Source organism: Klebsiella sp. K5-204, assembly GCF_030128585.1.
In the GTDB taxonomy this organism is placed as follows: Bacteria; Pseudomonadota; Gammaproteobacteria; order Enterobacterales; family Enterobacteriaceae; genus Klebsiella; species Klebsiella quasipneumoniae.
Map to the genome: position 1 here is coordinate 193382 of NZ_JAKUZS010000004.1, position 21927 is coordinate 215308.

General features: G+C 58.9%; 22 protein-coding genes. 9 read left to right on the forward strand and 13 right to left on the reverse strand.

Features of this window, described 5'->3' with window-relative positions:
• Positions 1-1080, forward strand: a complete 1080-nt coding sequence (locus MKR05_RS12490; RefSeq protein ID WP_044525046.1) for a glycosyltransferase family 9 protein — start codon at positions 1-3, stop codon at positions 1078-1080.
• Between the two features lie 44 nt (positions 1081-1124).
• Here the strand turns inward: MKR05_RS12490 and MKR05_RS12495 are convergent, their stop codons facing one another.
• From MKR05_RS12495 to rfaD, 5 genes are read right to left on the reverse strand one after another with little or no spacing between them, the layout of a single operon-like run.
• A complete protein-coding gene (locus MKR05_RS12495; RefSeq protein ID WP_284118624.1) occupies positions 1125-2294 on the reverse strand; it encodes an O-antigen ligase in 1170 nt (389 codons plus the stop codon).
• Positions 2272-3180, reverse strand: coding sequence for a sugar glycosyltransferase (locus MKR05_RS12500; RefSeq protein ID WP_050533481.1), 909 nt, complete (start codon positions 3178-3180; stop codon positions 2272-2274). The genes MKR05_RS12495 and MKR05_RS12500 overlap by 23 nt, the downstream gene beginning before the upstream one ends.
• The gene (rfaC, locus tag MKR05_RS12505) at positions 3180-4151 is read right to left on the reverse strand and encodes a lipopolysaccharide heptosyltransferase RfaC (RefSeq protein ID WP_284118623.1); all 972 of its coding nucleotides are present in this window, start codon (positions 4149-4151) and stop codon (positions 3180-3182) included. Before rfaC ends, MKR05_RS12500 begins: the two co-directional genes overlap by 1 nt.
• Before the next feature lie 3 nt (positions 4152-4154).
• A complete protein-coding gene (gene rfaF, locus MKR05_RS12510) occupies positions 4155-5213 on the reverse strand; it encodes an ADP-heptose--LPS heptosyltransferase RfaF (protein WP_044525043.1) in 1059 nt (352 codons plus the stop codon).
• 8 nt (positions 5214-5221) lie between these two features.
• Positions 5222-6154 (reverse strand): ADP-glyceromanno-heptose 6-epimerase, encoded by a 933-nt coding sequence (gene rfaD, locus MKR05_RS12515; protein WP_023291355.1) that lies wholly within the window; start codon positions 6152-6154, stop codon positions 5222-5224.
• A gap of 213 nt (positions 6155-6367) precedes the next feature.
• Here rfaD and kbl point away from each other — a divergent pair, with 213 nt between their 5' ends.
• The 3 genes from kbl to MKR05_RS12530 all read left to right on the forward strand — a co-directional run bounded on the left by kbl (position 6368) and on the right by MKR05_RS12530 (position 9557).
• Positions 6368-7561, forward strand: a complete 1194-nt coding sequence (gene kbl, locus MKR05_RS12520) for a glycine C-acetyltransferase (RefSeq protein WP_065812615.1) — start codon at positions 6368-6370, stop codon at positions 7559-7561.
• A 12-nt stretch (positions 7562-7573) separates the two neighbouring features.
• Positions 7574-8599, forward strand: a complete 1026-nt coding sequence (tdh, locus tag MKR05_RS12525; RefSeq protein ID WP_004205051.1) for an L-threonine 3-dehydrogenase — start codon at positions 7574-7576, stop codon at positions 8597-8599.
• 169 nt (positions 8600-8768) lie between these two features.
• Positions 8769-9557, forward strand: coding sequence for a glycosyltransferase family 2 protein (locus MKR05_RS12530; RefSeq protein ID WP_023291354.1), 789 nt, complete (start codon positions 8769-8771; stop codon positions 9555-9557).
• Between the two features lie 5 nt (positions 9558-9562).
• Here MKR05_RS12530 and MKR05_RS12535 read toward each other — a convergent pair whose 3' ends face one another.
• The 3 genes from MKR05_RS12535 to gpmM are packed head-to-tail and all read right to left on the reverse strand — an operon-like array spanning position 9563 to position 13348.
• Positions 9563-10519 carry a divergent polysaccharide deacetylase family protein gene (locus tag MKR05_RS12535; RefSeq protein ID WP_023291353.1) on the reverse strand — a complete coding sequence of 319 codons (957 nt, stop codon included), beginning with the start codon at positions 10517-10519 and terminating at the stop codon, positions 9563-9565.
• A 3-nt stretch (positions 10520-10522) separates the two neighbouring features.
• Positions 10523-11794 carry a murein hydrolase activator EnvC gene (gene envC, locus MKR05_RS12540; RefSeq protein ID WP_023291352.1) on the reverse strand — a complete coding sequence of 424 codons (1272 nt, stop codon included), beginning with the start codon at positions 11792-11794 and terminating at the stop codon, positions 10523-10525.
• Between the two features lie 9 nt (positions 11795-11803).
• A complete protein-coding gene (gene gpmM, locus MKR05_RS12545) occupies positions 11804-13348 on the reverse strand; it encodes a 2,3-bisphosphoglycerate-independent phosphoglycerate mutase (protein WP_023291351.1) in 1545 nt (514 codons plus the stop codon).
• Positions 13349-13593: 245 nt separating this feature from the next.
• Here gpmM and MKR05_RS12550 point away from each other — a divergent pair, with 245 nt between their 5' ends.
• The 5 genes from MKR05_RS12550 (at position 13594) to cysE (ending at position 16823) form a co-directional block, all read left to right on the forward strand.
• Positions 13594-14025 carry a rhodanese-like domain-containing protein gene (locus tag MKR05_RS12550; protein ID WP_023291350.1) on the forward strand — a complete coding sequence of 144 codons (432 nt, stop codon included), beginning with the start codon at positions 13594-13596 and terminating at the stop codon, positions 14023-14025.
• Positions 14026-14129: 104 nt separating this feature from the next.
• Entirely contained in the window at positions 14130-14381 is a 252-nt protein-coding gene (gene grxC / locus MKR05_RS12555) for a glutaredoxin 3 (RefSeq protein ID WP_002922429.1), read from the forward strand.
• 60 nt (positions 14382-14441) lie between these two features.
• Positions 14442-14909, forward strand: a complete 468-nt coding sequence (gene secB, locus MKR05_RS12560) for a protein-export chaperone SecB (RefSeq protein ID WP_002922428.1) — start codon at positions 14442-14444, stop codon at positions 14907-14909.
• Positions 14909-15928: an NAD(P)H-dependent glycerol-3-phosphate dehydrogenase gene (gene gpsA, locus MKR05_RS12565; protein ID WP_101995456.1), complete on the forward strand. Its 1020-nt coding sequence runs from the start codon at positions 14909-14911 to the stop codon at positions 15926-15928. Before secB ends, gpsA begins: the two co-directional genes overlap by 1 nt.
• A 73-nt stretch (positions 15929-16001) precedes the next feature.
• The gene (gene cysE, locus MKR05_RS12570) at positions 16002-16823 is read left to right on the forward strand and encodes a serine O-acetyltransferase (protein WP_002922426.1); all 822 of its coding nucleotides are present in this window, start codon (positions 16002-16004) and stop codon (positions 16821-16823) included.
• A 102-nt stretch (positions 16824-16925) separates the two neighbouring features.
• On the opposite strand, the gene trmL is transcribed toward cysE, so the two are convergent.
• The 5 genes from trmL to MKR05_RS12595 all read right to left on the reverse strand — a co-directional run bounded on the left by trmL (position 16926) and on the right by MKR05_RS12595 (position 21759).
• Positions 16926-17399: a tRNA (uridine(34)/cytosine(34)/5-carboxymethylaminomethyluridine(34)-2'-O)-methyltransferase TrmL gene (gene trmL, locus MKR05_RS12575; protein WP_023291348.1), complete on the reverse strand. Its 474-nt coding sequence runs from the start codon at positions 17397-17399 to the stop codon at positions 16926-16928.
• A 105-nt stretch (positions 17400-17504) separates the two neighbouring features.
• Positions 17505-18689, reverse strand: a complete 1185-nt coding sequence (gene lldD, locus MKR05_RS12580) for an FMN-dependent L-lactate dehydrogenase LldD (protein WP_004205042.1) — start codon at positions 18687-18689, stop codon at positions 17505-17507.
• Complete coding sequence (gene lldR / locus MKR05_RS12585) at positions 18689-19462, reverse strand: transcriptional regulator LldR (RefSeq protein ID WP_004205041.1); 774 nt, start codon at positions 19460-19462, stop codon at positions 18689-18691. Before lldR ends, lldD begins: the two co-directional genes overlap by 1 nt.
• Complete coding sequence (lldP, locus tag MKR05_RS12590) at positions 19459-21114, reverse strand: L-lactate permease (RefSeq protein ID WP_023291347.1); 1656 nt, start codon at positions 21112-21114, stop codon at positions 19459-19461. Before lldP ends, lldR begins: the two co-directional genes overlap by 4 nt.
• Positions 21115-21396: 282 nt before the next feature.
• The gene (locus MKR05_RS12595; RefSeq protein WP_002922410.1) at positions 21397-21759 is read right to left on the reverse strand and encodes a YibL family ribosome-associated protein; all 363 of its coding nucleotides are present in this window, start codon (positions 21757-21759) and stop codon (positions 21397-21399) included.
• Between the last annotated feature and the right edge of the window lie 168 nt (positions 21760-21927).

Genomic DNA, 21927 nt, shown 5'->3' on the forward strand with positions numbered 1-21927 from the left:
ATGCGTATCCTTAAACAATTGACGCGGAAAAAGAACGCTTTTTTCCGCGGTATTAAATTTAATTTAATTAACTATCGATACAGAAATAAGCCGGCGCGCAAACCCTTCGACCCGGCCCCCGTGCGCCGCGTGCTGCTATTGCGCCTGGACGATAAAGTCGGCGATATGGTGGTGACCACCGGCTGCGCCAGAATACTGGCCGAAAGGGGATATCAGGTTTCGGTGTTAACCGGACCAATATGCTGCGAAATATTAGCCGGCTCAGAATTCATTGAGCAAGTATATTTATATCGACCACGCATGTCCTTAAATACGTTACGGGCGGCGGGTTTTGATGCGGTTATCGATTTTGATGACGTGACCAGCTATGAACGCTTTAAATTACTCGCCGATTTACGGGCGACCAGCGTGATTGGCTTTAATAAAGAGCCCTATAAACTTTACGATCATTCGATCGCTTTTTTTGACAGCAACAGCCATATTTCCCTGCGCTATCAGCAGGTGGTGAAGCTTTTTGGCGTCGTTGACGACCAGCCATACGACTATCATCTCCCCGGCTGTCGCCATGAGCGGGAGAAAGTGGCGCGCTTGCTTTCCCAGGCCGGAGAGGTCGCACTGCGCGTCGCCATTAACCCTTTTACCGCCTCCGAGGATAAAGACTTCTGTCGTCATCAGGTGGCGACCCTGGTCGAGCGGCTACATGCTCTGCCTTACCGGGTCTGTATCGTGATGGTGGGTCGCAGCGAGAAAATTCAGCAGCTGGGGCTGGATATGGCGCTGTACGTCGCCGACAGCACTATCAACTCCGCCGTGGAGGTGATTCGCAGCTGTGATTTAGTCATTACGCCGGACACCTCGATCGTGCATATCGCCCGCGCTTTCGATAAACCGATGGTGGCGGTCTATAACAAACGCAAACTCAAGGATACCGGGCTGCCCGGCTATCATATCTGGGCGCCGGGCTATGACAAAGCGAGGCAGATCGTTTGTGAAGAAGCGAATGTCGCCGATGTGGCGATTGAGTCGGTATGGCCGGTGATTAAAGAGCAGGCCGACCGACTGGTCGCCGCCCGCAGTTAATAGAAAAGTGAATATAAAAAAGGGCCGTCAGCGGCCCTTTCTTGTTAACGCTTTTCCGCCAGCCCTTTGCTGAGCGCAATGCCCAGCGGCAGCCAGAACAGCACCCAGGTCTCCCGGGGGTTGCTGATGATAAACATCCCCTGCGAGGCCATAAATACCAGCGCGTAAAACAGGATCGCCAGACTGTAGCGGCTGTCGGAGCGGCGCTTGCGCCACGCCTGCCACAGTCCGCAGGCAATGACCGCCAGCAACAGCAGTAAACCCACGATGCCGCCTTTCAGCAGGGCGCCCATATATACGCTGTGGGTGGTGGTGATGTGTTCGCCGCTGTAGTTGATGAAATCCAGTTCATAGCTGAAACCGCGTCCCAGCCAGGGCTGGCTGGCCATCTCCGACAGCGTATGGTGCCAGATGCTCAGGCGCAGCCCGCTTTGGGTGCCCAACTCTTCGAAACGGGCGAGCAGCATGTCGCCCACCGGCGTCATGACCAAAAGCAGAGCCACCAGCACGGCCAGCGCCGCGGCGATCAGCAGGTTGCGGCGGGTGAAGACGTGCAGGTGCAGCGTACAGCCGACCGCCAGCACCAGGGCGATGATCGGCCCGCGGCTTTGGGTCAGCAGCATCATCACCAGCATGATGGCCACTGGCAGATAGAGCCAGTGGCTGGCTTTTTCTTTCAGTAGCATGCCGCAGATTAAGATGCCGATGCCGCAGTATCCGGCAAGGTCGATAACGTTTGTTGGCCCGGGGTTCTCGGGGGAGACCGCCCGTTCGGTGAGGACCAGGGTGTGGTCGAACATCAGCGTCCACAGCGAGAGCACAGTGATCCCGCCAACCACCGCCAGCATGGCCGGGCGGCGGGTTCGTTCGTCGCAGAGCAGCATCGCCATCAGCAACAGATAGCCCGTCAGGTACACGCCGTGGGTGATCGGCGAGTCGATATGCTGCGGCGTATGGCCCCACAAGTTACTGAGGGCGTAATAGATAAAGAAGACCGCCAGCAGCGCCCAGGTCTGCCACTGTTCGCGTAACACGCCGGCCAGCGCCTGGCGGTTTTCCGGGCGTACCAGCGAGAGCAAGAGCAGCAGGATCGATAAATGCAGCAGGTTATTGGTCCGGGTGGACATGCAAAAAATCGCGCTGAAAAATAAAAACAAAGGAAAAACAATCGAGTAACCCTGTCTGGCGTAGTTACTCATTTTTAAAGTACTCATTAAACGCAACCTTTTCGAAAATAGTGTCCGGCACAGCGCTTTCTGGTGAAAAATTAATGACCCGGATCTGGCGTTGCTGCAGTACCTGCGCGGCATGCGCAAAGGAGGGCATGACGAGGGTATCCACTTTTGTTGCCAGGTACGAAGGCAATTTTTCTTGTTGTGTTTCGTAGAATCGCGGCTGGTTGAAGTTAGTCATATCCAGACCGCTCACCAGGATAGTGTTGAAGCCCAGCCAGGCGAGGATCTGCAGCGCCCAGTAGACCACCGTGCCGGCATCAAAGACGCCCTGGCGAATATCGGTGCTAAAACAGATATCCGGGCGCTGGGGATGAAAGCACATCGCCGGATTCTGCTGGTAAGTGCGCTTTATCGCTTCGCTGGCGACTTTCGGCTGGTAAATCTTATAGCAACCGTCCTCAATCAACGCCAAACGGCAGCGCAGCGCGTCCGCATGGCGATCGACGATTTTGGCGATCCCATGCATGGTGGTGAACAGCAGAATGTCCGGCTGACTGACGATGGCGCGGATAATGTCCGGCTTCTTATCGAAAAACTCCATGTCGACGATGGTATAGAGCGAAAAGTGCAGGCGGTCGGCAAGATGCCAGGCACCATTGACGCCCATCACCGGGATCGTTTTCGACAACAGGGAAAAATCGATATTGCGGGTCGAAGGGCCAGTGGCGGTCAGCAGGACTTCGCCCTGCATGCTGTTTTTCAGCGCGCTCAGGCTGACCAGCGGCACCGTTTTCCCTTTATAACGCAACGCGCTGATTTCGCCGCTCGGCGCGCGGGCGATGCGGGTAAAAGGCCACAGATTTTCATTGTGACGATAAGCGCGAGGGCGGGTGTAGCGATAGATCTGCTTAAACAGGGATCCCATCAGAGCAGCCCCTGATTTTGCAGAAGAAGATGAACCCGGCTGGCGGTAATATCGCCGGTGCTGGCGCTGTTTTCCGGCCGCACGATGTGCTGGTTTTTACCGTATCCGCCAATCAGCCCCGGATCGGTCGGGCCGTAGAGCGTGAAGTTCGGTTTATCCAGCGCGGCGGTCAGATGACTCAGGCCGGTATCGACCGAGACGACGGCCCGGGCGCTGGCCAGAACCTGCGCCACCTGCTCAAGGCTCATGCGCGGCAGCACTTCAACATACTCCCGGCCTTCCGCCAGCCGCTTCGCCCGCGCCTCTTCGTGCGGGGCGCCCCACGGCAGCTTAATGCGGATGCCGCTGTCGGCCAGCAGATCGAGCAGTTCCTGCCAGCGGTTTTCCGGCCAGTGCTTATCGTCGCGGGTGGTGGCGTGCAGAAACACCAGATAGGGGGCGGCAGCGTTAGCCTCGTGCTGCAGGAAATGGCGCGCAATGGCGTAATCCCCTTGGGTTTGGGGTTTCGCGTAGCCGAGGCTTTTGGCGAACAGCTCGCGGGTACGCTCCACCGCGTGTTGCTGTTTCGCAATGTGGTGGCGGCGGTTGTAAAACAGGCTGGCCAGCGGCTCGCGGGCCGTTTGCCAGTCCATACCATGCTTGACGCCGTGCGCCAGACGGGTGACCAGCGCAGCGCTTTTCACCAGCCCCTGGGCGTCGATAATGGCGTCATACTTGACCGCCTGGACGGCCTCGCGAAAGGCTTTACGCTCCGCTTTGATCGGCGCGGAGAACCAGGCTTTACGCCAGCGGCGGATCGCCACCGGGATCACCCGCTCGACGCTGTCATGCCAGGAGGGGATCTGCGCGAAGCCTTCTTCCACAACCCAGTCGAAGCGGATGCCGGGGATGGCCTGCGCGGCGTCGGTCAGCGCGGGCAGCGTGTGCAGCACGTCGCCCATCGATGAGGTTTTTACAATCAATACCCGCATCCGCTACGCTTCCTCGTGCCCGGTTTTTTCCGTCAGCAATTCGTTCAGCTCTTGCAGGACGCGCTCTGGCGTAATGTCGATCAGGCTCTGATGATAACCTTCCGCGGCATCGCCTTTGCGCACCTTGTGGTAGCCGGTAATCAGACGGATCACGCGCGCTTTATGCGACAGCGGCGGGGTAAAGTCCGGACTGCTCGGGCCATACAGCGCCACCAGCGGACGGTCCAGCGCCGCGGCGACGTGCATCAGCCCCGAATCGTTAGTCACCACCGCTTTACAGGCGGCAATCAGGATCACCGCCTGCTCCAGCTGGGTTTCACCCGCCAGATTCCGGCACCAGGCCTGCTGCTCGCTGCTGAGGGCGGCGATGATCTCTTTGCCGGCCTCGTTATCTTTTGCCGAGCCAAATAGCGCAATCTGATAACCATCGTCGATGAGCTTTTTCGCCAGCGCAGCATAGTGATAGTGCGGCCAGCGTTTTGCCGGGCCGAACTCCGCGCCGGGGCAAAAGCCGATGATCGGCCGATCGTTGGACAGGTTAAAGGCGCTGCAGGCCTGCGACTTTTCCCCTTCGTTGACCTGCAGCTGCGGCCATAGCAGCGGCTGCGGCAGATCTTTGGCGCAGCGCATCACGCCGTTGTCGTAGGCCAGCGCCACGTAGCGTTCCACCATCAGCGGCCAGGCGTCTTTGTCCAGCACCCGGGCGTCGTTGAGCAGGCCGTAGCGCATCTCGCCGCGCCAGCCGGTGCGCAGCGGGATGTTGGCGAAGAAGGGGACTAATGCCGATTTAAACGAGTTTGGCAGCACGTAAGCGCGATCGTAGCGACGCTCGCGCAGGCTGTGGCCGAGCTTGCGGCGTTCGCCGATAGCCAGCGCGCCGTGGCCCAGCGGCATCGGGATCGCTTCGTTCACTTCCGGCATGCGCGATAACAACGGACGACACCAGGCTGGCGCCATCACGTCGATAATCGCCTGGGGATAGCGCGCCCTGAGCGTACGATAAAGACTTTGCGACATCATCATGTCGCCCACCCAAGACGGGCCTACCACCAGAATTTTCATGTTATCTCTTACGCATCCCGATTCAGCCAGGCCATATACTCCGTTACGCCTTCGGCAACGGTTTTGAACGGTTTGTCATAGCCCGCTTTACGCAGGTTAGTCAGATCCGCCTGGGTGAACGCCTGGTAGCGGCCTTTCAGTTTGTCCGGGAATGGGATGTACTCGATGCTGCCTTTTTTGTGGTACGCCAGGGTCGCGTCGGCGACGGCCTGGAAGGATTCCGCGCGGCCAGTGCCGAGGTTGAAGATGCCGGAAACGCCGTTTTCCCAGAACCACAGGTTGACGTCAGCCACGTCGCCGACGTAGACGAAGTCGCGCTTGAAGCCGTCGCTGCCTTCGAACAGTTTCGGACTTTCGCCATTATTCAGCTGGGTGTTGAGGTGGAAAGCGACGCTTGCCATGCTGCCTTTGTGGCCTTCGCGCGGCCCGTAGACGTTGAAGTAGCGGAAGCCGACGATCTGCGAATTGGCTTCCGGCAGGATCTGACGAACGTATTCATCGAACAGGAATTTGGAGTAGCCGTAGACGTTTAGCGGCTGCTCATACTCGCGAGACTCGATGAAATCGCTGGTGCGTCCACCGTAGGTGGCCGCCGAAGAGGCGTACAGGAACGGAATTTCGCGCTCCAGGCAGTAGTGCAGCAGCTCTTTGGAGTACTGATAGTTGTTGTCCATCATGTACTTGCCGTCCCACTCCGTGGTGGAAGAGCACGCGCCTTCGTGGAAGATTGCGTCAATGTCGCCGAACTCTTCGCCTGCCATAATCTGGATCAGAAAGTCTTCTTTATCCATGTAGTCAGCGATGTTCAGGTCAACCAGGTTCACAAACTTGGTGCCGTCTTTCAGATTGTCGACAACCAGAATGTCGGTAATGCCCTTGTCATTCAGCGCTTTAACGATGTTGCTACCGATAAAGCCTGCGCCGCCGGTTACGATGATCATAACTGTACCTTTGAAGTTGAGAGCCCGGAGACAATCCGGACATGAATGCTCATATCATATCACCACATGAGCAAGCCTACAGCCATTCGCAGAATAAGGTGCTGGGCTGACGTGATTTATGCTGCAAATAATTCATTCAGGCCTGCATCATCTCGTATCAGCGTATAGCTTTGGGTAATATGTGCCAAATTTTGCCGAATCTGGAGAGTTGCAATGCGTGGTGATTTCTACAAACAGTTAACTAGCAATCTGGAGACCGCTCGGGCCGAAGGCTTATTTAAAGAAGAGCGCATCATCACCTCGGCGCAGCAGGCGGACATTACCGTCGGCAACAGCCACGTGATTAACTTCTGCGCCAATAACTATCTGGGTCTGGCCAACCACCCGGCGCTGATCGACGCGGCGAAATCCGGTATGGACAGCCACGGTTTCGGGATGGCCTCGGTACGCTTCATCTGCGGCACCCAGGATACGCACAAGCAGCTGGAGAAGAAGCTGGCGGATTTCCTCGGTATGGAAGACGCAATTCTCTACTCCTCCTGCTTCGACGCCAACGGCGGCCTGTTTGAAACGCTGCTCGGCCCGGAAGACGCCATTATCTCCGACGCCCTGAACCATGCCTCGATCATTGACGGCGTGCGCCTGTGTAAAGCGAAGCGCTTCCGCTATGCCAACAACGATATGCAGGAACTGGAAGCGCGTCTGAAAGAAGCCCGCGACGCTGGCGCGCGTCACGTGCTGATCGCCACCGACGGCGTCTTCTCGATGGACGGCGTGATCGCCAACCTGAAAGGCGTTTGCGACCTGGCGGATAAATACGATGCGCTGGTGATGGTCGATGACTCCCACGCCGTCGGCTTCGTCGGCGAAAACGGTCGCGGCTCCCACGAATACTGCGATGTGATGGGGCGCGTCGACATCATCACCGGCACGCTGGGTAAAGCGCTGGGCGGCGCCTCCGGCGGCTACACCGCCGCACGCAAAGAGGTGGTCGAGTGGCTGCGCCAGCGTTCCCGTCCGTATCTGTTCTCCAACTCTCTGGCGCCGGCCATCGTGGCCGCCTCCATCAAAGTGCTGGAGATGGTCGAAGAGGGCGCAGACCTGCGCGATCGCCTGTGGGCCAACGCGCGTCTGTTTCGTGAAAAAATGACTGCGGCAGGCTTCACCCTGGCGGGCGCCGACCACGCCATCATTCCGGTGATGCTGGGTGAAGCGGTGGTGGCGCAGAACTTTGCCCGCGAACTGCAGAAAGAAGGGATCTATGTCACCGGCTTCTTCTATCCGGTGGTACCGAAAGGCCAGGCGCGTATTCGCACCCAGATGTCGGCGGCGCATACCCCTGAACAAATTGAGCGTGCGGTGGAAGCCTTTACCCGCATCGGCAAACAACTGGGCGTCATCGCCTAATAAGGGTGTGAGATGAAAGCGTTATCCAAACTGAAAGCGGAAGAAGGCATCTGGATGACCGACGTACCGGAACCGGAAGTCGGCCATAACGATCTGCTGATTAAAATCCGCAAGACCGCCATTTGCGGGACCGACGTGCACATCTACAACTGGGATGAGTGGTCGCAGAAGACCATTCCGGTGCCGATGGTGGTCGGGCACGAATATGTCGGCGAAGTGGTGGGGATTGGCCAGGAAGTGCGCGGCTTTAAGATTGGCGACCGCGTCTCCGGCGAAGGGCATATCACCTGCGGCCACTGCCGTAACTGCCGCGCAGGCCGTACCCACCTGTGCCGCAACACCATCGGCGTGGGCGTCAACCGCCCGGGCTGCTTTGCCGAGTATCTGGTGATCCCGGCCTTTAACGCCTTTAAAATTCCCGACAATATCTCTGATGACCTGGCGTCCATCTTCGACCCATTCGGCAACGCCGTGCACACCGCGCTCTCCTTCGATCTGGTGGGGGAAGACGTGCTGGTCTCCGGCGCCGGTCCGATCGGCGTGATGGCGGCGGCGGTGGCGAAACACGTCGGCGCGCGTAACGTGGTGATCACTGACGTTAACGAGTACCGTCTCGAGCTGGCGCGCAAAATGGGCGTCACCCGCGCGGTGAACGTGGCGAAAGAGAACCTCAACGACGTGATGGCCGAGCTGGGGATGACCGAAGGTTTCGACGTGGGTCTGGAGATGTCCGGCGCGCCGCCGGCGTTCCGCAGCATGCTGGATACCATGAACCACGGCGGCCGTATCGCGATGCTGGGTATCCCGCCGTCGGATATGTCCATCGACTGGACCAAGGTCATCTTCAAAGGGCTGTTTATCAAAGGGATCTATGGTCGCGAAATGTTCGAAACCTGGTACAAGATGGCGGCGCTGATCCAGTCTGGCCTGGATCTTTCGCCGATCATCACCCACCGCTTCGGCATTGACGACTTCCAGAAGGGCTTTGACGCCATGCGCTCCGGTCAGTCCGGTAAAGTGGTTCTGAGCTGGGAATAACGCCTCCGGTCTGTTGTAAACATCAGCAAAAAAGGCGCCTGCGGGCGCCTTAATTTAGATTTGGATAACATTTTTAGCCTGCTTAATATCAAGCGCACAATTTCTACATCGATTTTACGGTTATTCGCTTATACAGTGTGTTTAGTCGCGGTTTAACTTTGAAACGATCATGCTTAAACTCTCCGTATGCTTACTGACCTGTAACTCTGCACGTCTGCTCATGGAGGTGCTGCCCCCGCTGCTGAAGGTGGCCGATGAGTGTATTGTCGTCGACTCCGGTAGCACCGACGAAACGGTCTCTATTTGTCAGCAGTTTGGTCTCACCGTCCATCATCATGCCTATAAAGCCCACGGCGCGCAGATGAACTATGCCATCGGGCTGGCCAGCCATGACTGGGTGCTGTGCATGGACAGCGATGAAATTCTTGATAACGACGTCGTGGCGGCCATTCAGGCGCTAAAAGCGGGGGAGGAGCCTGACCCGGCCTGCGCCTGGCGTTTGCCGCGCTACTGGTTTGTCCTCGGCACGCAGGTGCGGACGATCTACCCCATTTCCTCGCCGGATTACCCGGTGCGCCTCTTTAACCGCCAGCAGGCGCGGTTTAACGACCGGCCGGTGGATGATCAGGTGGTCGGACACGCGCGCTCCGTCAGGCTGCCGGGCTTTGTACGCCATGACACCTTTTATTCGCTGCATGAAGTGTTTAATAAGCTGAACAGCTATACCACCCGGCTGGTGAAGCACCAGCAGATCACACCTTCGCTGACGCGGGGGATCGTCAGCGCCATTGGCGCTTTCTTTAAGTGGTATCTGTTCAGCGGGGCGTGGCGCTATGGCAAAGTCGGCGTGGTCACCGGCCTGTACGCCACGTTTTACAGCTTTCTCAAATATTTTAAGGCGTGGTACGCCCACGAAGATAACCAGGCGCCCGTCGCGCAAAAGCGAACGGACCCCTGAGTGGTCTAGCTGCCGGGATTGTCCCAGCCCTGCCATTTGAGGCGATAGTACTGGACCAGCGCGCTCTGGCTGATGCTGTCGCTGAGGATAGTGAAGAAGCGGCTGGCGTTCACGGGCTCCAGCGGGCGCTTCGGCTTGCAATACTTCACGCCGTGGAACGGATTACGCGGCTTCTGCTGCTGCGGCGGCGTTTGTTGCGCAGGCGGCTGAGCGTAGTTTGGCGTCGAGTTGTCGACCTGCGGCTCGTTGAGCAGGCTGCTCGGGCGCACCAGCGTGATATCCGGCGGCAGGTTATAGACCATCTGCTGCAGCACCCGCACCGTCGTCGGATGCGGATGGCCAATGGCTATCGCCGAACCGTTACGCCGCGCCAGGGCGATGGCGCGGTTGAACTGGGTGCGGATATCGGCTTCATTCTGCGTATCGTCCAGAAACACCTTACGCTTAATCACCTTCACCCCGGTGCCCTGCGCGGCGCGCATGGCCTGGGTATTGCCGATGGTCACGCTGTCGAGAAAATAGAGATTGTAGCGCTCCAGGGCCTGCATCACCTTCTGCATGCCAAACAGGTTGGAGGTCATCGCGCTGCCCATATGGTTATTCAGCCCGACGGCGTAGGGGACTTTGCCATAGGCCTCGCGGATGATGCGCTCGATCTCCTCGCTGCTCATTTCGGGACGCAGGGTGTCTTTTTCCAGCGGCTGTTTGCTGAGCGGCGCCATCGGCAGGTGGATGAGCACTTCATGGCCCAGATTATGCGCTTTCGTGGCCATTTCCCGGGCGTGCGGCGCGTTCGGCAGCACGGCGACGGAGATAGTGGACGGCAGCGCCAGCACCTGATTTTCGGTCTGCGGGCGGTAGCCAAAATCGTCAATAACGATGGAGAGTTTGCCAGCGAACGCTGGCGCCGCCAGAGCCAGCGAACCGGCTACGGCAAGAGCAATTGCGCGAAATTGAAGCAAAACTTATCTTCCCAACCACGGCTGTGGATTGACCGCCTGACCCTGGCGGCGAATTTCGAAATAGAGCGACGGACGGCCCTGACCGCCGCTGCTGCCTACGAGCGCGATAGGCTGACCGGCACGCACCTGCGTACCGACGCTGACCAGCGCGCTTTGGTTATAGCCATACAGGCTCATGTCGCCTTTGCCATGCTCGACCACCACCACCAGACCATAGCCCTGCAGCCAGTCGGCCAGAATGACCCGACCATCGGCAATCGCTCTGACTTCGGTGCCTTCAGACGCGGCGATAACCATCCCTTTCCAACGTAGTTCACCTTGCAGCTGTTCGCCATATCGATGAAGGAGCGGACCGCGAACCGGCCAAAACGCCTGACCGCGCGGCGAGCCCAGCCCGCCAGTGCGCGACATCAGCGAACGCTCGCTTTCCGTTGGTTTATAGGTGGTGCCTTTGCGCGATGCTTCCTGCTGGCGGTCGCGCACCGCCTGCGCATCGCGAGCTTCCCGATCGGCACGGGCTTTGGCGGCAGCCTCCGCCTGGGCGATACGACCGCGTAGGCGCGATTCGTTAGCCCGCAATTCACTTAACTGTTGCTGACCCCGCTGAATGGAGGACTCCAGGCCGGAAAGGGTCTTTTTCCGTTCGTTACGCGCCTGCTCCAGCTTCGCCTGCTGGGCTTTTTGCTCGTAGACCAGCGTCTGCTGCTGGCTCTGCTTCTCTTCGAGCATCGACTTTTGCACCGCCATCTCTTCGCGCGTTTTCTTCAGTTCCGCGATGGTTTCCTGGCGGGCCTGGTTGAAATAGCTGAAATAGACCTGCATCCGCTGATTGCGCTGACCCTCTTCACCGCTCAGCACCATCTGGATGCCGGTATGCGGCCCCTGGCGGAACGCCGCGTCAAGCTGCGCGGCGAGGTTACGCTCCTGAGACGCGCGCTGGCGCTCCAGCTTCGCGAGAGAAGCGTTCATCTCGTCAATCTGCTTATTGAGCTGGTTCAGGCTGTCCTGGGTTTCGCGCAGTTTGCGGGCCGCGGCGGCGATCGCCTCTTCCTGCGCTTTGAGCTGAGCGAGCAGGCTTGCGCGCTGCTGCTGCTGTTGCTTAATCGCCCGCTGCCTGGCGGCGATGTCGGCCTGGATGGACTTTAGCTGATCGCGATCGTCGGCGTGCGCAGATGACGCGCACAGTAATACGCCAGCGCTGAGCGCGCTGGCGTAAAGGACGGATCGAACTGCCGTTGCGATCCATGTAGTTGAATACGTCGCCTTTCCCCTCATGGGGAAGGATTATTCCACGATGAACAGCGGCTTGCCAGTCATCTCTTGCGGGATTTCCATTCCCATCAGCGACAGCATGGTCGGGGCGATGTCGGAAAGTTTGCCGCCATTGACCGCTTTAACCGCTTTGTTACCGACGTAGATCAGCGGAACCGGCAGGTTGGTGTGGGCGGTGTGCGCCTGACCGGTGGCCGGGTCGCGCATCTGTTCGGCGTTACCGTGGTCGGCGGTGATCAGCAGCTGGCCGCCAACGGATTCCACCGCCTGCGCCACCTGATCGATACAGTGATCCAGCGCTTCAACGGCTTTCACTGCCGCTTCCATCACGCCGGTATGGCCAACCATATCGCCGTTCGGGTAGTTACAGATGATGGTGTCGTACTGGCCGCCTTTGATGGCCGCGACCAGTTTTTCGGTCAGCTCGGCGGAGCTCATTTCCGGCTGCAGATCGTAGGTCGCCACTTTCGGCGAGTTAATCAGGATCCGCTCTTCGCCTTTGAACGGCTCTTCTACGCCGCCGTTGAAGAAGAAGGTGACGTGGGCGTATTTCTCGGTTTCGGAGATGCGCAGTTGGGTTTTATCGTGCTTCGCCATCCACTCGCCGAAGGTATTGGCCAGCGAGGCGGGCGGGTAGGCGCAGGCCACTTTGATGTCGGCGGCATATTCGGTGAGCATCACGAAGTCGAGGTTAACCACTTTCTTACGCGCAAAGCCGTCGAAGTCGGCGTTGACGAAGGCGCGGGTGATTTCGCGTGCGCGGTCAGCACGGAAGTTCATGAAGATCAGCGCATCGCCATCTTCCATCGCGGCATCGGCCTGGCCGGCGGCGCGGATCACGGTCGCTTTCACGAACTCGTCGTTTTCGTCACGGGCGTAGGCAGCCTGCAGGCCGGCGACGGCGGTATCGGCCTGGAATTCGCCTTTCGCCAGCGTCATCAGATCGTAAGCCTGCTCAACGCGATCCCAGCGGTTGTCGCGGTCCATGGCGTAGTAGCGGCCAATGAGCGACGCGATGCGGCCCTTGCCCAGCGCGGCAAATTTGGCTTCGAATTTTGCCAGCGTTTTTTCCGCGCTGCGCGGCGGGGTGTCACGACCGTCGAGGAAAGCGTGCAGGTAGATCTTCTCAGCGCCGCGCTCTGCCGCCAGCTCCACCATCGCCATGATGTGATCTTCATGGCTGTGAACGCCGCCCGGCGACATCAGACCCATGATATGTACCGCTTTACCCGCGGCAACCGCTTTATCGACCGCGGCGGTCAGTACCGGATTGGCGAAGAAGGTGCGTTCTTTAATTTCCACATCGAGACGGGTCAGGTCCTGATAGACGATACGACCGGCGCCCAGGTTGACGTGGCCCACTTCGGAGTTCCCCATCTGACGGTCCGGCAGGCCAACTTCCAGGCCGGATGCATCGATCAGGGTATGCGGACGTTTGGCCCACAGGGCGTCCATTACCGGCGTTTTAGCGCTGTAAATGGCGTTATCCTGTTGGTCTTCGCGATAGCCGTAGCCATCCAGAATCACCAGTACCATAGGTTTTTTAGTAACCGACATTGCGACAACCTCATGCTCAAAGACAGAAATTTTGCGTAATTTTACTACAGCTGAATCGTTTAAATCCCCGTGAAAGATCAAAGAAAGGGAGCGGCCGGGCCGCGGCGCGTCAGCGAGAACGGCTTTTTTTCGCCGCCGCCCGCAGAAAATACATTACATCGCGCTCACTGGCTGTAATTGCCGCAAGGCACAGGTATACTCCTTTCCTGGTTTTTTTCTCACTTAGTCGGGAGTTGTAACCCCCCATGCAAGAAATTATGCAATTCATCGGCCGTCACCCTGTTCTGAGCATCGCGTGGATCGCGCTGCTGGGGGCGGTGCTGTTCACCACCTTCAAGGGCCTGATGTCGAAAGTTAAAGTCATCACCCGTGGTGAAGCGACGCGTCTTATCAATAAAGAAGACGCGGTGGTGGTCGACCTGCGTCAGCGTGACGATTTCCGTAAAGGCCATATTGCCGGCGCCATCAACCTGCTGCCCAGCGATATCAAAGCGAATAACGTCGGCGAGTTGGAAAAACACAAATCGCAACCCATTATTGTGGTAGACGGTTCCGGCATGCAGGCGCAAGAGCCAGCCAGCGCGCTGAACAAAGCCGGGTTTGAAAAAGTCTTTGTACTGAAAGAGGGCATTGCTGGCTGGAGCGGCGAAAACCTCCCTCTGGTACGCGGCAAATAACTTACCTCGCGTGGTGATGCCGCCGCGTTTTCCCCTTCGCGCCTGACGTGAGGGGAACACAGGCTGCGGCGTAAAACCCTCAGGGTAATAACAGGAGTGAAGTCATGGCCAATATTGAGATCTACACCAAAGCGACCTGCCCGTTCTGCATCCGCGCGAAAGCGCTGCTGAACAGCAAAGGCGTAACGTTCCATGAGTTGCCGATCGATGGCGATGCCGCGAAGCGTGAGGAGATGATCCAGCGCAGCGGACGGACGACGGTTCCGCAGATTTTTATTGATGCGCAGCACATTGGCGGCTGTGACGACTTGTATGCGCTTGATTCACGTGGTGGACTTGATCCCCTCTTGCGCTAATTTTTGCGCGCTTTCCCTGCCGGAAGCGCGTATTTAAGGACAACACGAAAGGGTTTTACTATGTCAGAACAAAACAGCACCGAAATGACCTTCCAGATCCAGCGTATCTATACCAAAGATATCTCTTTTGAAGCGCCGAACGCGCCGCAAGTTTTCCAGAAAGACTGGCAGCCGGAAGTTAAACTTGATCTGGATACCGCCTCCACCCAGCTGGCTGAAGGCGTTTATGAAGTGGTGCTGCGTGTAACCGTGACCGCCGCGCTGGGCGAAGAGACCGCGTTCCTCTGCGAAGTACAGCAGGGCGGTATTTTCTCCATCGACGGCATCGAAGGCACCCAGATGGCGCACTGCCTTGGCGCATACTGCCCGAACATTCTGTTCCCGTACGCGCGCGAGTGCATCACCAGCCTGGTTTCCCGCGGTACCTTCCCGCAACTTAACCTTGCGCCAGTGAACTTCGATGCGCTGTTTATGAACTATCTGCAGCAGCAGGCTGGCGAAGGTGCAGAACAACATCAGGATGCCTGATGAACGCACTTAATGCTGCAATGACTGTGATCGGTGCCGGCTCTTACGGCACCGCTCTTGCCATCACCCTGGCAAGAAATGGCCACCACGTTGTGCTCTGGGGCCATGACCCGAAACATATCGCGACGCTGCAACACGATCGCTGCAACGCCGCGTTCCTTCCCGATGTGCCTTTCCCGGATACGCTGCATCTTGAAAGCGACCTGGCCACCGCCCTGGCCGCCAGCCGCGATATTCTGGTGGTGGTGCCAAGCCATGTGTTTGGTCAGGTGTTACGCCAGATTAAATCGCTGATGCGTCCTGACGCGCGTCTGGTATGGGCGACCAAAGGTCTCGAGGCCGAAACCGGTCGTCTGCTGCAGGACGTGGCGCGTGAAGCGCTGGGCGATGATATCCCGCTGGCGGTGATCTCCGGGCCAACCTTCGCCAAAGAGCTGGCCGCCGGCCTGCCGACGGCGATTTCGCTGGCGGCGACGGATCCGCAGTTTGCCGAGGATCTGCAGCACCTGCTGCACTGCGGCAAGAGCTTCCGCGTCTACATCAACCCGGACTTTATCGGCGTCCAGCTCGGCGGCGCGGTGAAAAACGTCATCGCCATCGGGGCGGGGATGTCGGACGGCATCGGCTTCGGCGCCAATGCGCGGACGGCGCTGATTACCCGTGGCCTGGTGGAAATGTCTCGTCTTGGCGCGGCGCTGGGCGCCGACCCGGAAACCTTTATGGGCATGGCCGGTCTCGGTGACCTGGTGCTCACCTGCACCGACAACCAGTCCCGTAACCGTCGCTTCGGCATGATGCTCGGCCAGGGGATGGACGTGCAAAGCGCCCAGGAAAAGATTGGCCAGGTGGTTGAAGGCTACCGCAATACCAAGGAAGTTCGCGTTCTGGCACAGCGTTTAGGTGTCGAAATGCCAATAACCGAGGAAATTTATCAGGTATTGTATTGCGGAAAAATTGCGCGCGAGGCAGCATTGACCTTATTGGGTCGCGCCCGCAAGGACGAGCGCAGCAGCAATTAGCTTTCCTTTGTCACCTGAATGACCCTGCCAGCGCAGAACTGGCAGGTCATTACCATATCGCCTGGAGTATGCAATGCCGTGTGAAGAACTGGATATCGTCTGGAATAATATTAAAGCCGAAGCCCGGGCTCTGGCGGACTGTGAGCCAATGCTCGCCAGTTTTTACCACGCAACGCTACTCAAGCATGAAAATCTGGGCAGCGCGCTGAGCTATATGCTGGCCAATAAGCTGGCTTCCCCGATTATGCCGGCTATCGCCATTCGCGAAGTGGTGGAAGAAGCCTACGCCGCCGACCCGGAAATGATCGCCTCGGCGGCCTGCGATATTCAGGCGGTGCGCACGCGTGACCCGGCGGTGGATAAATACTCTACGCCGTTGCTCTATCTGAAGGGTTTCCATGCCCTGCAGGCCTATCGTATCGGCCACTGGCTGTGGACTCAGGGCCGGCGTGCGCTGGCGATTTTCCTGCAAAACCAGGTGTCCGTCTCTTTCCAGGTGGATATCCACCCGGCGGCGAAAATCGGCCGCGGGATTATGCTCGACCACGCCACCGGTATTGTGGTTGGCGAAACGGCGGTGATTGAGGATGACGTCTCTATACTGCAGTCGGTCACCCTCGGCGGTACCGGTAAAACCAGCGGCGACCGTCACCCGAAAATTCGCGAAGGCGTGATGATTGGCGCCGGAGCGAAAATCCTCGGCAATATCGAAGTCGGGCGTGGGGCGAAGATTGGCGCCGGTTCGGTGGTATTGCAGCCGGTTCCGCCGCACACCACCGCCGCAGGCGTGCCGGCGCGTATCGTCGGCAAGCCGGAGAGCGACAAGCCGGCGATGGATATGGATCAGCATTTCAACGGCATCCACCACACTTTCGAGTACGGTGACGGGATTTAACCTCTTGCCCGGTGGCGCTGCGCTTACCGGGCCTACGATCTCTCCCCGCCCAGCATGTCGCCCGGATAAGGCGCGGTGCGCCGCCATCCGAGAAGGGGTCAGTTAGCTGCGCAGCACGGCGCCTGGATACCCCAGCTGCCGCCAGGCCTCGTACACCACCACCGACACCGCGTTTGACAGGTTCATGCTGCGGCTGTCCGGCATCATCGGAATCCGAATTTTCTGCTCCGGCGGCAGGGCATCAAGGATGCTGGCCGGCAGACCGCGGGTTTCCGGACCAAACATCAAGAAATCGCCATCCTGATAGCTCACCGCGCTGTGCGCCGGCGTACCTTTGGTGGTCAGGGCGAACAGACGCTGTGGCTGCGCGCTGGCGATAAACGCCGCGTAATCGGCGTGGCGCTGCACGGCGGTGAACTCGTGATAGTCCAGTCCGGCGCGTCTCAGACGCTTATCGTCCCAGGTGAAGCCCATGGGCTCAATGATATGCAGACTGAAGCCCGTGTTGGCGCACAGGCGGATAATATTCCCGGTGTTTGGCGGGATCTCTGGTTCGAATAACACGATGTTCAGCATACTGCCCCCTTAATTGCGGGGGGCAGAATAGCAGATATTTGGTCAACCCTCACCCCGGCCCTCTCCCTGAGGGAGAGGGGGAGGGGGAGAGCAAAACGGCGCAGCTTATGCCGCGTTATGCTGCTTCAGCGCATCGAAGGTCTGCAGCGCCTCCGCGTTCTGCACCAGCGAATCACGGCTAATGTCCGCGATGGTTTTTGCGCCGGTCAGGGTCATCGCCACCTTCATCTCTTTCTCGATCAGATTCAGCAGATTCGCCACCCCCTGCTTGCCGTGGGTCGCCAGGGCGTACAGGTAAGCGCGGCCCAGCAGTACGCTGTCGGCGCCCAGGGCGATCATGCGCACGACGTCGAGACCGTTGCGGATGCCGCTGTCGGCGAGAATGGTAATGTCGCCTTTCACCGCGTCGGCAATCGCCGGCAGGGCGCGGGCGGAGGAGAGCACGCCGTCAAGCTGGCGGCCGCCGTGGTTGGAGACCACAATGCCGTCGGCGCCGAAGCGCACCGCGTCGCGGGCGTCCTCCGGGTCGAGGATCCCTTTGATCACCATCGGTCCGTCCCAGAAATCACGGATCCACTCGAGGTCTTTCCATGAAATCGACGGATCGAAGTTATTCGCCAGCCAGCCGATGTAATCCTCCAGGCCGGTCGGCTGGCCGAGATAGGCGGAGATATTCCCCAGATCGTGCGGACGGCCGTTGAGGCCAACGTCCCATGCCCACTGCGGATGGGTGACCGCCTGCCAGTAGCGGCGCAGGGCGGCGTTCGGGCCGCTCATGCCGGAATGGGCGTCGCGGTAGCGGGCGCCGGGAGTCGGCATATCGACGGTAAAGACCAGCGTTGAACAACCCGCCGCCTTCGCGCGCTCCAGCGCATTACGCATAAAGCCGCGGTCGCGCAGAACATACAGCTGGAACCACATTGGCCGCTTGATGGTCGGGGCGACCTCTTCGATCGGACAGACGGAAACGGTGGAGAGGGTAAACGGAATGCCTTTGTCATCCGCTGCGCCGGCGGCCTGCACTTCGCCGCGGCGGGCGTACATTCCGCACAGCCCCACCGGCGCCAGCGCCGTCGGCATCGCCAGCTTCTCGTTGAAGAGGGTGGTCTCGAGGCTCAGGTCCGACATATTGCGCAGAATACGCTGGCGCAGCGCCACGTCGGAAAGGTCCTCGACGTTGCGGCGCAGGGTATGTTCGGCGTAAGCCCCGCCGTCGATATAGTGGAACAGGAACGGCGGCAGGATACGCTGGGCGGCGGCGCGATAGTCGCTGGCGGCGGAAATAATCATCACGAATTCTCCCTGGAATTATCAATAGCATCGCCGGGCAGGCGAGTAATTCGCGCCTGGCGGGCCTGGTCTTCATCAAAACGTTTAATGGTGGCGTGGACAAAACCTAAGTGGGCCATCATCGCCTGGCGCGCCGCCTCGGCGTCGCCGGCGACAATCGCCTCCATGACGGCCTGGTGCTGTTCGGTCAGGCGGGCAAAAACCGGCGGCACCAGATACATCCGCTGACGGCTCTGCTTGACGGAGGAGTGCAGCAGGTCGAAAAAGCCGCGCATGGTTTGCAGGAGCACCACGTTATGCGAGGCTTCGGCGATGGCCAGATGAAAGCGGACGTCCGCCTGCGAGGCGATATCCGGGTCTTCGCTCTGGGTCGCTTCAAAGCACAGGCGAATTTTTTCTTTATCGGCGTCGGTGGCCCGCATCGCCGCGTGCCACGCGGTGCTGGCTTCGATGGCGTGGCGGGCCTCGAGGATGTCGAAGCTGTAGTCAGGGTCATCGGCCAGCAGCGTCTTCAGCGGCTGGACGATGTTTTGCTCCGACCACGGCTCATGCTGAAAGCGGACGAAAGTGCCGCCGCCGCGACGGCTCAGCAGCACCCCTTCATTGACCAGCATCGCCAGCGCTTCGCGCAGGGAATTGCGCGAGACGCCGAGCTGAGCGGCGAGCTGGCGCTCGGCGGGCAGTCGCATGCCCGCCTCCAGCTGTTGTTCTTCAATCAGCGCCCGGACGCGACGCGCCACGTCGTCGGCCAGGCGTTTAGGCATCACTATCACGGTATCATCCAGGTTAAAACGTAGGCCTGCAGCGTAGTGATCAGACCCACCATGCAGGTGAAGATCAGGCTGTGTTTGACGGTAAAGCGGAACAGATCCGACTCTTTACCCACCAGGCCTACCGCGGCGCAGGCGATGGCGATCGACTGCGGGGAAATCATCTTGCCGGTGACGCCGCCGGTGGTATTGGCCGCGACCAGCAGGATATCGGAGACGCCAATCTGCTGCGCCGCCGTTGCCTGCAGCGCGGCGAACAGGGCGTTAGACGAGGTGTCCGAACCGGTCAGGAATACCCCCAGCCAGCCCAGGAACGGCGAGAAGAAAGTAAACGCGTGGCCGGTATGGGCCAGCGCCAGGGCCAGGGTCGACGACAGCCCGGAGTAGTTGGAGATAAAGGCGAACGCCAGCACCATGCCGATAGAGTAGATCGGCAGCGCCAGGTCCTTCAGCGTTCCGGCGAAGGTGGTCAGCGCGTCTTTCGGCTTCATGCGCAGCCAGACGATGGACAGCAGGGCGGCGAACAGAATGGCGGTGCCGGTTGCCGACAGCCAGTCAAACTTATAGATGGCGGCGTAAGGCGTCGCGGCGCTGACCACCGGCGGCATGCGGGCGACCATTTTGTCGAGGAACGGCACCGAAATATTGATGACGAAGTCATACATCGCGCCGCCCGGTGCGAACAGCGCTTTGAACGGCGGCACGCTCCACAGGGTCACGGTGGCGGTCAGGAACAGGAACGGCGACCAGGCGCGGATCACTTGTCCCGCGGTGTAGCGCGTGCGGGCCAGCGTCATATCCACCTGCGAGGCGCCGATATCGCCAAAGCGGAAGATCCGCGCCGGCTGCCAGCGTTTGAGGAACAGGGTCAGGCAGACCAGGGAGACCAGCGATGAGATGATGTCCGGCAGCTCCGGGCCAAGGAAGTTAGAGCTGAGGTACTGGGCGATAGCGAACGAGCCGCCTGCGACCATCACCGCCGGCCAGGTCTCTTTGATACCCCGCCAGCCGTCCATAATCGCCATGATCCAGAACAGCACGATAATGGTCAGGAACGGCAGCTGGCGGCCCACCATCTGGCCGATGGCGAAGCTGTCGATACCGGTCACCTGACCGGCCACCAGGATCGGGATGCCCATCGCGCCGAAGGCCACCGGCGCGGTGTTGACGATCAGGCACAGGCCTGCGGCATACAGCGGGTTAAACCCGAGGCCGACCAGCAGCGCCGCGGTAATCGCCACCGGCGCGCCAAATCCCGCCGCCCCTTCGAGAAAGGCGCCGAACGAGAAGCCGACGATCAGCATCTGCAGGCGCTGGTCAGGCGTAATCGACAGGATCGACGAGCGGATAATGTCGAACTGTCCGGTCTTCACCGAGATTTTATAGACGAAGACTGCGGCAATAATAATCCAGGCGATGGGCCACAGTCCGTAGAAGAAGCCATACACCACCGAGGCCAGGGCGCGATCCACCGGCATTTTATAGAACAGCAATGCGACGGCCAGGGCGATCGCAACGGTCCAGGTAGCGGCGAGATAGCCTTTCAGTTTGAGCTTTATCAGCGCAAAAAAGAAAAACAGAATCGGTAGCGATGCGATAAGACTGGATAACCAGATATTACCGGCGGGATCGTAGTTTTGTTGCCAGAGATTCATGCAGGGTCTCCATCGGGCCGCCAGGACGGGTGGGCTGAGTCTGCGCTCTTTGCCGACCCGTCGTAGGTAAAATTGGCCCGGCCAATTAGGGATAGCAGGGTTGATGACAACGAATGGTTAACCAGATGTTACTCTTAGGCAACGGGTTTGTGATGTATTTTGATGGATTTGTGAACTGCCGGGGGTAGATAAAATTATTGGTTGGACCAATCGGCCGGGCAGGGAACGAAAAAGGGGGGGGGAAGGACAGAATAACCCTCTCCGAACGGAGAGGGCTGGGGATCAGAATTCGCTGCGGGCGAAACCGGTCATCTCTTTCAGGCCCATTTCCCGGCCCAGGGCGGTCATCGGATGGACGACCACCAGGCCGCGGACGCTTTTCTTCAGCTTACCCATATCGGCCTGCTCTTTTTTGGTAATCGCGCGGCGGAACGGCAGGCTCATCAGCTTCTGCGCCTCTTTGCTCAGCTTCTGGCTCTGGACGGAACGCAGACGTTCAATCTCCGTTTCCAGAGTGGCTTTTTCTTTCTCCAGCTCCGCGTATTTATCGGCAGCTTCCACCAGCGACAGCTCGGCCTGCTGGTGGCGGATGGCGTCGAGACGATCGCTCAGACGTTTGATTTCATTCTTTTCGACTTCTTTCATGGTGATTTGATCTGTTAATAAAGGGGCTTCATTCGCCTATAGTATGTGCCGTGACCGCTATTGTTGATAGCTATTTATCAAAAATTCGCCGTTTATCGCCGTCAGAATACAATACCTTAATCTGCTAATAATTTGAATTTTATAATTATTCCTTCCGATACCCGCGCT